The 8,975-nt window shown below is 68.4% G+C and carries 11 protein-coding genes; 8 read left to right on the top strand and 3 right to left on the bottom strand.

From position 1 onward, the window contains the following. Positions 1–195: 195 nt before the first annotated feature. From ACTHNR_RS27785 to ACTHNR_RS27795, 3 genes are read left to right on the top strand one after another with little or no spacing between them, the layout of a single operon-like run. On the top strand, positions 196–792 hold the full coding sequence (locus ACTHNR_RS27785) for an RNA polymerase sigma factor (protein WP_440552288.1): 597 nt from the start codon (positions 196–198) through the stop codon (positions 790–792). Further along, on the top strand, positions 789–1,235 hold the full coding sequence (locus ACTHNR_RS27790) for a hypothetical protein (protein ID WP_440552290.1): 447 nt from the start codon (positions 789–791) through the stop codon (positions 1,233–1,235). The genes ACTHNR_RS27785 and ACTHNR_RS27790 overlap by 4 nt, the downstream gene beginning before the upstream one ends. Then, complete coding sequence (locus tag ACTHNR_RS27795) at positions 1,232–1,756, top strand: periplasmic heavy metal sensor (RefSeq protein ID WP_440552293.1); 525 nt, start codon at positions 1,232–1,234, stop codon at positions 1,754–1,756. The genes ACTHNR_RS27790 and ACTHNR_RS27795 overlap by 4 nt, the downstream gene beginning before the upstream one ends. A gap of 33 nt (positions 1,757–1,789) precedes the next feature. On the opposite strand, the gene ACTHNR_RS27800 is transcribed toward ACTHNR_RS27795, so the two are convergent. After that, positions 1,790–2,275, bottom strand: coding sequence for an aminoacyl-tRNA deacylase (locus tag ACTHNR_RS27800; RefSeq protein ID WP_440552295.1), 486 nt, complete (start codon positions 2,273–2,275; stop codon positions 1,790–1,792). Positions 2,276–2,499: 224 nt separating this feature from the next. Between ACTHNR_RS27800 and ACTHNR_RS27805 the strand changes: the two genes are divergently transcribed. From ACTHNR_RS27805 to ACTHNR_RS27815, 3 genes are read left to right on the top strand one after another with little or no spacing between them, the layout of a single operon-like run. Then, positions 2,500–3,888 carry a DUF1800 domain-containing protein gene (locus tag ACTHNR_RS27805; RefSeq protein WP_440552298.1) on the top strand — a complete coding sequence of 463 codons (1,389 nt, stop codon included), beginning with the start codon at positions 2,500–2,502 and terminating at the stop codon, positions 3,886–3,888. Positions 3,889–3,891: 3 nt separating this feature from the next. Continuing rightward, complete coding sequence (locus ACTHNR_RS27810) at positions 3,892–5,040, top strand: DUF1501 domain-containing protein (protein ID WP_440552301.1); 1,149 nt, start codon at positions 3,892–3,894, stop codon at positions 5,038–5,040. 53 nt (positions 5,041–5,093) lie between these two features. Next, positions 5,094–5,327: a YXWGXW repeat-containing protein gene (locus ACTHNR_RS27815; RefSeq protein ID WP_440552302.1), complete on the top strand. Its 234-nt coding sequence runs from the start codon at positions 5,094–5,096 to the stop codon at positions 5,325–5,327. A gap of 49 nt (positions 5,328–5,376) precedes the next feature. Here the strand turns inward: ACTHNR_RS27815 and ACTHNR_RS27820 are convergent, their stop codons facing one another. Together ACTHNR_RS27820 and ACTHNR_RS27825 are read right to left on the bottom strand one after the other, a co-directional pair. Further along, positions 5,377–6,024: a 2-hydroxychromene-2-carboxylate isomerase gene (locus ACTHNR_RS27820; RefSeq protein ID WP_440552304.1), complete on the bottom strand. Its 648-nt coding sequence runs from the start codon at positions 6,022–6,024 to the stop codon at positions 5,377–5,379. A 34-nt stretch (positions 6,025–6,058) separates the two neighbouring features. Beyond that, positions 6,059–6,292: a hypothetical protein gene (locus ACTHNR_RS27825; RefSeq protein WP_440552306.1), complete on the bottom strand. Its 234-nt coding sequence runs from the start codon at positions 6,290–6,292 to the stop codon at positions 6,059–6,061. A gap of 161 nt (positions 6,293–6,453) precedes the next feature. Between ACTHNR_RS27825 and ACTHNR_RS27830 the strand changes: the two genes are divergently transcribed. Next, positions 6,454–7,659 (top strand): paraquat-inducible protein A, encoded by a 1,206-nt coding sequence (locus tag ACTHNR_RS27830; protein WP_440552307.1) that lies wholly within the window; start codon positions 6,454–6,456, stop codon positions 7,657–7,659. Continuing rightward, positions 7,656–8,966 (top strand): MlaD family protein, encoded by a 1,311-nt coding sequence (locus ACTHNR_RS27835; protein WP_440552309.1) that lies wholly within the window; start codon positions 7,656–7,658, stop codon positions 8,964–8,966. The genes ACTHNR_RS27830 and ACTHNR_RS27835 overlap by 4 nt, the downstream gene beginning before the upstream one ends. Positions 8,967–8,975: the final 9 nt, after the last annotated feature.

An 8,975-nucleotide genomic window follows, 5' to 3' on the forward strand; every position in this document is an offset into this window, starting at 1 on the left:
TTCAGGCCGGTTTGGCTGAACACTTTTGGAAGGGGTTTGCACCCCTCCCAAAGAATCGCTGAAACCCCGGCCTTCAGGCCGGGGTCCCAGCTCACCGCCCTGAAGGGCGGGGTTTCAAACCGGAGTTAGATCTACGATGAAAAACGTGGACCGCATGAACCGTTTATCCCCCCCCGATACGGGAGACGCCCGGCATTGAGCGAGCGCGATCCGGATGCCGATTTGATCGCCGGCGTGGCCCGTGAAGAACCGTCGGCGGTGCGCCAGCTGGTCGCGCGCAAGCTGCCGCGGCTCCTCGCGCTCGCCGTGCGGATGCTCGGCGATCGGATGGAGGCCGAAGACGTGGCGCAGGAGGCGTTCATGCGGATCTGGAAACAAGCGCCGCATTGGCGCGAAGGCGAGGCGCGCTTCGATACCTGGCTGCACCGCGTGGCGATGAATCTCTGCTACGACCGGCTGCGCAGCCGGCGCGAGACGCCCGACGATGCGCTGGACGACGCGGCGCCGGACGAGGCGCAAGCCGCGCCGTCCGGGCCCGAGGCGACGCTCGAAGCGCGGCAGCACGGCGCGCGTGTGCGCCAGGCGCTGGCCGCCTTGCCGGTGCGGCAGCGCGAGGCCCTGGTGCTGACCTACTACCAGGAGCTGTCGAACGCCGAAACGGCCGGCCTGATGGGCATCACGGTCGATGCGCTCGAAAGCCTGCTGGTTCGCGCCCGCCGCAACGTGCGCGCGCAGCTGACGCAGGCCGATGCGCACGCGCAAACGAAGCGTACTTGTAAGGATCGATCATGACGACGATGACCTCCCAACGATTCGCCCGGATCGTCGACGCCTACGGCGCCGACTCGCGACGCTGGCCCGACGCCGAGCGCGCCGCGGCCTGCGATTTCGCGCAAGCGCATCCGGACGAAGCGCAAGCGCGGCTCGCGGCCGCCGCTTGGCTCGATGCGGGTCTCGCCGCCGATACGGGGGAGCCCGTCGACCGGTCGTTGCGGCGGCGCATCATCGCCTCCGCGCAAGGCGCGGGCCGCCGCGGGACGCAGGGTGCGCGGCCGCGGCTTTGGTGGCTCTCGGGGGCCGCGCTGGCGGGCGCCGGCGTGGCGGGGCTCGTCGCCGGCGCGATGGCGACGTCGTTTTTCATCGCGCGGGGCGAGGGCGTTGCCACGGCCCATGAGCCCTCTTATTGGTCGACAGGATTCGGCGTCTCGGGCGGCGGCGAGGAGGGGGTGGAATGACGACCCGCGCAATCAAAGTCCTTTGCATCGGCTCGGTGGCGCTGAACATCTTCTTGGTTGGCGCGATCGTGGGCGGAGCCTATCGCTGGTTCGCCTCGCACGATACGGCGAAGGTGGCCGCGGCCCCGGCCGCCGCGCCGCAGGCGTTGCGTTTCGCGGCGCAAGAGCTCTCGCCGGAGCGGCAGCGGCAATTTCTTGATGCACTGCGGCAGGCGCGCCGTGAGGTGCGCCCGCTCGTGAAGCAAGCGCGCGATGACCGCCACGACGTACTGCAGCGCGTCGCCGCGCCGCAATTCGACCGCCAAGCGTTGGACTCGGCGCTCGCGGCGACGCGCGACGCCGACCGCGCCGTTCGCGAACGCGTCGAAACGGCGGTGGCCGATTTCGTCGCGACGCTCACGCCCGCCGAGCGCACCACGTTCGCGCAAAGCCTACGGCTGCGCGGGCAATGGCGTCAGCCGCAGCCGCAGCGGCCGGCTAACGCCCAGGAGGCGTCGCGCGCCGCGCCCGACGCGCAGTGAGCGCAGCCGGGCGCCGTTCGCCGCCGGGCCCCGCTACATCGAGATGCCTTGCATCCGGTGAGCGAAACGGGCGCGTTCGGCGCGGTCCATCAGCGAAAGGAATTGGTCGCTCTTCATATGCACCAATTCTTCGTGGTCGCCCGCTTCGAAATACACGTCGGGCTGCTGCACTAGGCTCTCGTCGAGGAACGTCATCATGCCGTATTCGGTGCAGACGGGCGGCAGCGCGCCGGGTTCGCAATCCTTGAACAACTCGCGCATGTCCGTTTCGCTGGCGAGGGTCAAATGGCGGCCCGTCATCTCCCAGATCTCCGAGAGACGCACCGCGTGCGTGGACGGCAGGACCGCCGCCACATAGCCTTGCTCGTCCTCGAGCAAGACCGTTTTGGCGAGACGCTCGCCAGGCACGTGCGCGGCCGAGGCCGTTTCGATGCTCGAGTGACTGTATGGGTGGTGAAGGACTTCGTATTGGCAGCCTTTGTTCTGCAGGCACGCCTCTAGGGTGGGACTCATCGACATGGCGGACCTCCATAGGAGGAAAGAGCGGGCGACCGTGCTCGGCAAGCGAGGGCGGCGTTCTCTTAGCATAGGCCGTTTGCGCTCGGGCGCTAGGAATGTCGTTGCCGCACGCCCCTTCTTGTCTTGTTCGAACGAAAAAAATTTCAGGCAAAGCGACGGATCGCGCGCGAGCGCGCCGTTTAAGCAGCATATCGACGCACCGTCGAAACCCGAGCGAGGGGCGCATGAACGATTCACCGCATTTGACCGAGGCCGCGATCGCGTTGAACCGCTTCGGTCTGGGCGCGCGCGACGACGAGTCGCCGCCCGCCAATCCGAAAGCCTGGCTGCTGGCGCAGTTCGACCGCTACGATCCGAAGCCGCCCGCCTGGGCGCGGCTGCCCGACGCGCCATCGCTCGTACAGTCGCTTGCCGCCGCGCGGCAGCAAGCGGCGAGCGGCGCGGGCGAAGCAGCCAAGCTTGCCGCGCGCAAGATGGTGCGCGCCGAAGTGGTCGACGCCTATCGCGACGCGGTGGACGCACGCGTCGAAAGCGCCCTGACGACGGGATCGCCGTTCGTCGAGCGGCTCGTGCACTTTTGGAGCAATCACTTCGCGATTTCGACCGAGAAGCCGCAAGTGGCCGCGCTCGCAGGTGCGTTCGAAGTCGAGGCCATTCGTCCTCACGTGCTGGGCCGCTTCGAAGACATGCTGCTCGCCGTCGAGCGCCACCCTGCGATGCAGGTGTTCCTCGACCAGGCGAACTCGGTCGGGCCCGACAGCGCAGCCGCGATGCGTGCCGACGCGCGCAATCCGCAGCGCAAGCGGGGGCTCAACGAGAACCTCGCCCGCGAAATCATGGAGCTGCATACGCTCGGTGTGCGCAGCGGCTATACCCAGGACGACGTGACCGAATTCGCGCGCGCCTTGACGGGATGGAGCCTAGTTGGGCCGAAAGGCGTGGGCGGGGCGCCGGGCACGTTCGTTTTTCGCCCGGCGCTGCACGAGCCCGGCCAGCGCACCATCATGGGCCAGCGTTATGACGAACCCGGCGAAGCCCAAGCGCTCGCGATCCTGAACGACTTGGCGGTGGCGCCCGCCACCGCGCATCACGTCGCGATGAAGCTTGCCCGTCATTTCGCCGGCGACGATCCGAGCCCGGCGCTCGTCGCCCGGCTGGCGCAAGCGTTCCGGTCGAGCGGCGGCGACCTGCCGACCGTCTACCGTGCGCTGGTGGCCGCTCCCGAGGCCTGGTCGAGCACCCCGGTCAAGTTCAAGGCGCCGTGGGACTGGACCATCTCGGCGATGCGCGGTCTCGGCGCGCGCGCACTCGACGGCGTCAAGGCGGCGCCGCTTTTGACGCAGCTGGGGCAGCCGGTATGGCGGCCCGGCTCGCCGGCGGGCTACGACGATGTCGCGGCGAGCTGGGCTGCGCCCGATGCGCTCGTGCGGCGCGTCGAACTCGCGCAGCGGATCGCCGCGCGCGTGGGGGACCGCATCGACGCCAGAACGCTAGGGCCGGCGATTACCTGCGGCTCGCTCAGTCCCGCTACCGCGCTTGCGGTTTCGCGCGCGGAAAGCGCGCAAACGGCGCTCGCGCTCCTGCTCGTATCGCCCGACTTCCAAAGGAGGTGAACCATGCCGACACGCCGTGCATTCTTGAGCTTCACCGCCGCGGGCGCGGGCGCGTTGCTCGTCGCGCCGCACATGGTGTTCGCGAGCGTTCAGTCGGAGCGCCGATTCGTCTTCATCATTCAGCGCGGCGCGGCCGACGGCTTGCACATCGTCGTGCCTTATGCAGACCCCGCCTATGCGTCGCTGCGCGGCCCTATCGCCGTCGATCCGTCCGACATGACGCGGCTCGACGGCACGTTCGGGCTGCACGCTTCGCTGCAGCACACGGCGCAGCTCTACGCGCAAAAACAGGCGTTGTTCGTGCACGCCGTGGCGACGCCGTATCGCGATCGGTCGCATTTCGACGGACAAAACATACTGGAGACAGGCGGCAGCGCACCGTACAGCGTGCACGACGGTTGGCTGAACCGTCTTGTGGCGCTCGTCGGGCCGAGCCGAGCCGAGGCGATCGCATTCGCGCCCACGGTGCCGGCGGCGCTGCGCGGCAAGATCGATGTGGCCTCGTACGCGCCTTCGGCGTTGCCCAGCGCGTCCGATGATTTGCTGCTGCGCGTGGGCTCGCTTTACGAACACGACGCGCAGCTCGGCCCGCTATGGCGCTCGGCCATGGCCGCGCGCGACATGGCGGGCGGTGTGCGCGGGCGCGGCGACGCCGCGAGTCTCGGCAAGCTCGCGGCGAGCTTTCTCGCCAAGCCCGATGGGCCGCGCATCGCGATGATCGAAACGGGGGGGTGGGATACGCACACGGGACAAAGCGCTCGGCTTGCCGCCCAGCTCAAGGCGCTCGACGCGATGCTCGGCGCCTTGCACGAAGGGCTCGGGCCGGTATGGGCGCAGACGACGGTCGTCGTGGCGACCGAGTTCGGCCGCACGGCCGCCGTCAACGGCACGGGCGGCACCGATCACGGCACCGGCACGGCGGCGATGCTCGCGGGCGGCGCGGTGCGCGGCGGACGCGTGCTGGCCGATTGGCCGGGGTTGCGTGCGTCCGACCTGTACGAAGGACGCGACCTGCGGCCGACGACGTCGCTCGACGCCGTGATCGCGGGTGCGGCCAGCGAAACGTTCGGCCTCGATCCGCATCGCACGTTCGCGACGCTCTTTCCGCAAACGAAAGCAATTAAGCCGGCGACAGGGCTCGTCGGCGTTTGACACAACGACACAACGACACAACGCAACCAACGTAATCAACGGGAGGTTTTTACATGACGATTCGCTTTACCCACCTTCGCAAGCGGGCCTCGCTCGCACTCGCCGTCACGGCGGCCGCCGCGTCGCTGTCGGCCTGCATCGTCGAACCGGCGCGGCCGCCGCGGCCGGAGCCGCTCGTCGAGGCCGTGCCCGTCGCGCCCGCGCCGGGCTATCACTGGGTGAAGGGGCATTACGTGTGGGCCGGCAACCATTGGGACTGGGTGCGCGGGCATTGGGCGCCGAATTGAGCGCCAAGTTCATCGCCGAATAGCTTGCTCGAGCGTTCACGCGCCGTCGTCATGAGCGCTGCACGCCGATCGGCAGCGCGCCGATGCGTCGAACCTCCGGCGAATCGAGCCAAGCGGGCGAGTTGACGCAGTCGACGAAGAGGTCGGTCGCATCTTCGCCCCAAAAGAGGTCGCCCTCGAGCGCAAACGTCGGCACGCCGAAGACTTCTAGCGAGAGGGCGCGGTCGGTGTTGTCTCGAAGCGCTTGCTTGACGGCGGGGGCTTCGACGGCTTCGACGCCTTCGGCGAAGTCCATCGCCCGGCATAGCGCGGCGAAGCCCTCGGGCGTGGCCGCGTCGAGGCCGTCACGCCAGATGTAGCGGAATATGCGCGTTACGACGTCGAGCGATCCGCCCATCGCGATCGCCAGCCGAAGCGCCTTGATCGGATTGAATGGGTGAGCGGGCGGCATCCGATAGGCGATGCCGAGCTTCTGCGCGCGATAAAGCGCGTGGCGATAGGTGAACGCGCGCTTGGCCGCGATTTCGGCCGGGCCTTTTTGCCCCCAATGGGCGAGGATGGCCCCGAGCACCACGGGCCGCGGTTCGACGCGCAGCGAGGCGGGCAGCTTGCCGAACTGCTCCAGTTGCAAATAGGCGAAAGGGGAGACGAAATCGAAGAACCATTCGGCCGAGCGGCCGCCAGCAGCGGTGGACATCGTTCGGAGTCTCCGGAGTCAAGGAGTCGAAGCGTTAAAGCGCATTCGCCGAGCGCGCGCACCACGTGGGCGACAGCGCGAACGGCGCTGCCGTCATGGCGCGCACGTCGTCGAGTGTCGCATGCGAAATGATTTCGCGCAGCAGCAAACGTTCTTGCGTGACGTCGAACACGGCATGCTCGGTCACGATCACCTTGACGCACGCGCGGCCCGTCAGCGGGAGCGTGCAGCGCGGCAGGCATGACAGTTCTCGAGCGGGGCCGGGCACGGTCCATGCTGAGGGCAGTTTTTATCCTTTGTCCCCGATTGCCGCTCGTTCGCGAGCGCGGAGGCCGCCAACATGATGTGCTGTTTTCGTCCGTCTGCCGCCTGGCGACAGGCGCCCGCGCTCGCCCGCGCCGCGCGGCCTCCCTCGGCGAGCGAGGCCGCATGACGATCGGTTGCCCCGAGTGCGGCGCGCTGGCCGATACGTCGACGTTGCCCGGGCGCATGCTGGCCCGCTGCCGTGTCTGCCACTACCCGCTCGAACGCGCGAGCGGCCGCTCGCTGGGCGCGGCGCTCGCTTGTTCGCTGACGACGTTCGTGCTGCTGCTGCCCGGCAACCTGTCGCCGCTGATGACAGTGCATCTGCTCGGCGCCGAGCGCTCGTCGCTGCTCAGCTCGGGCATCGTGATGATGTACCGGCAACGGTTCGAGTTGCTGGCGTTGGTATTGGGTATGACCGGAATCGTGCTGCCGCTCGTGCGCTTCGGTGCGCTTTCGGTCGTGCTCACCGCCGTTTTGCGGGGATGGCGCCCGAGCTGGCTCGGCCGCTGCTATCGCTGGACGATCTGGCTCGACGCCTGGGCGATGCCCGACGTCTACCTGATTGGATGCTTCGTCGGCTACACGCGGGTCACGCAGGATCTGACCGGGTCGATCGACGCCGGCGGGTATTGCTTCGTCGTGGCCGCGTTCATGTCGATGCTGACTCGGGCGACGCTCGATCGCCGCACGGTGTGGCGCGCGATCGCCCCCGAGCGGCACGTGGGCCCCGGCGAGCGCGTGCTCTCGTGCACGGCGTGCGACTTGATCGCGCCCATCGAGCATGCGGGGCGTCCATGTCCCCGCTGCGCACTGACGCTGCGCAAACGCAAGCCGGCCGCCGTCTCGCGCGCCGCCGCGCTCAGCTTGGCGGCGTTCGTTCTGGCGTTTCCCGCGAATCTGTTTCCGATGACGTTGTCCGTCGAACTCGGCCATGTCGTGAGACACCGCATCATCGACGGCGTGACGGAGCTGTTCAAGGCCGGGCTGTGGCCGCTCGGCCTGCTCATCACGTTCACGAGTATCGCGATCCCCTTCATGAAGCTGGCCGGCATGGGATGGTTCATCGTGTCGATCGTGCGCCGCTCGGATCGCCATCTGCGCACGAAGACGTTCTTGTATCGGCTCATCGACGAACTCGGCCGCTGGTCGAACATCGACGTCTTCACCATCGCGGCGTTCGCTCCTCTGATCGACTTCGACGGCCTGGCGAGCTCGCGCCCGGCCGACGGCGCCACGGCGTTCGCGCTGGTCGTGATCCTGACGATGGCCGCGTCGCGCGCGTTCGATCCGCGTTTGATGTGGGACGCAGCACGAGCGAGGCGATCATGACCGAACAGCGCGACCGTCATACCGAAGCGGCCGACGTTCGGCGCACGCGCTGGCCCGGGTGGATTTGGGCCGTGCCGATCGCGGCATGCGGCGTGGCCGGGTGGCTCGGCATTCGCGCGCTCGTGCACGGCGGCGAGGCAGTCACGATCGTGTTCGACGATGCGTACGGCATGAAAGCCGACGACACGTCGGTCACGCTGCGAGGCGTCAAGGTGGGCGAAGTGCGGGACGTGTCGCTCGACGACGATGGCCGCCACGTCGATGTAGAGGTCGAGATCGATCGCGCCGCGAAGCGGTATTTGCGCGCAGGCACGCGCTTTTGGGTGAAGGGAGCGCAACTGAATCTGAGCGATCCGTCCACGGCCAAGGCGATGCTCGGCGGCCCCGAAATCGTCATGGACCCGGGCGCGGGCGCATCGACGAGCCATTTCGTCGGCAGCAGCCGCGAGTATGCGCCGGGCGGGCCGGTCGTCACCTACACGGTTCGTTTTCCGGGCGCTGTCGGACAACTCGACGAAGGGGCGCCGGTGCGGCTGCGCGGCTTTCGCGTCGGCCAGGTGGCCCACGTCGAACTGCGCTACGACGCTCGCACGGGCACGCTCGATACGCCGGTCGAGATCGCCATCGATTCGACGAAGCTGGGCCTGGCCGATGCCGCCAAGCCGGCCGACGGCAATTGGCGGCCAGTCGTCGACGACATGCTGCGGCGACTCGTGTCGAACGGCCTGCGCGCGCGGCTCGCGCAAGATCCGCCGCTCATCGGCCAACGCGGCGTGGCGCTCGACTTCGTTCAGGGCGCGCCGAGCGCCACGTTGACGGCGCGCGCAGGCGAGACCGACATCCCGAGCGTGTCGTCGGGCGACATCGACGCGATCATGGCGAAAGCCGACGACATCATGACGAAGGCCGATCATGTGGCGACGAAGATCGACGCGTTGCCAATCGAGCAGACGGGCGAGGACATTCGCCGTATCGCCGGGCGTGTCCGGGCGTTGTCCTCGTCGCCCCAGATCGCCGATAGCCTCGATCATCTCGACCGCTCGGTCGCGCAGATCGATCGCACGCTGCGCGAGGTCTCGCCGCAGATCGGCCCGCTCGTCACGCAGCTGCGCCAAACCGCGCGGGAGGCCGACAGCGCGGTGGCGACCGCGAACCGCACCATCGGCGGCGACCCCATGCGTCAAAACGATCTGCCCGAAGCGCTGCGCCAGCTGACCGATATGGCGCGCTCGGTGCGCGCGCTCGCCGATTATCTCGATCGACATCCGGAAGCGCTCGTGCGCGGCAAGGGAGGAGGCGGCCAATGAATCCGACGA

The sequence above is a fragment of the Trinickia sp. genome, assembly GCF_051954495.1.
Taxonomy (GTDB): Bacteria; Pseudomonadota; Gammaproteobacteria; order Burkholderiales; family Burkholderiaceae; genus Trinickia.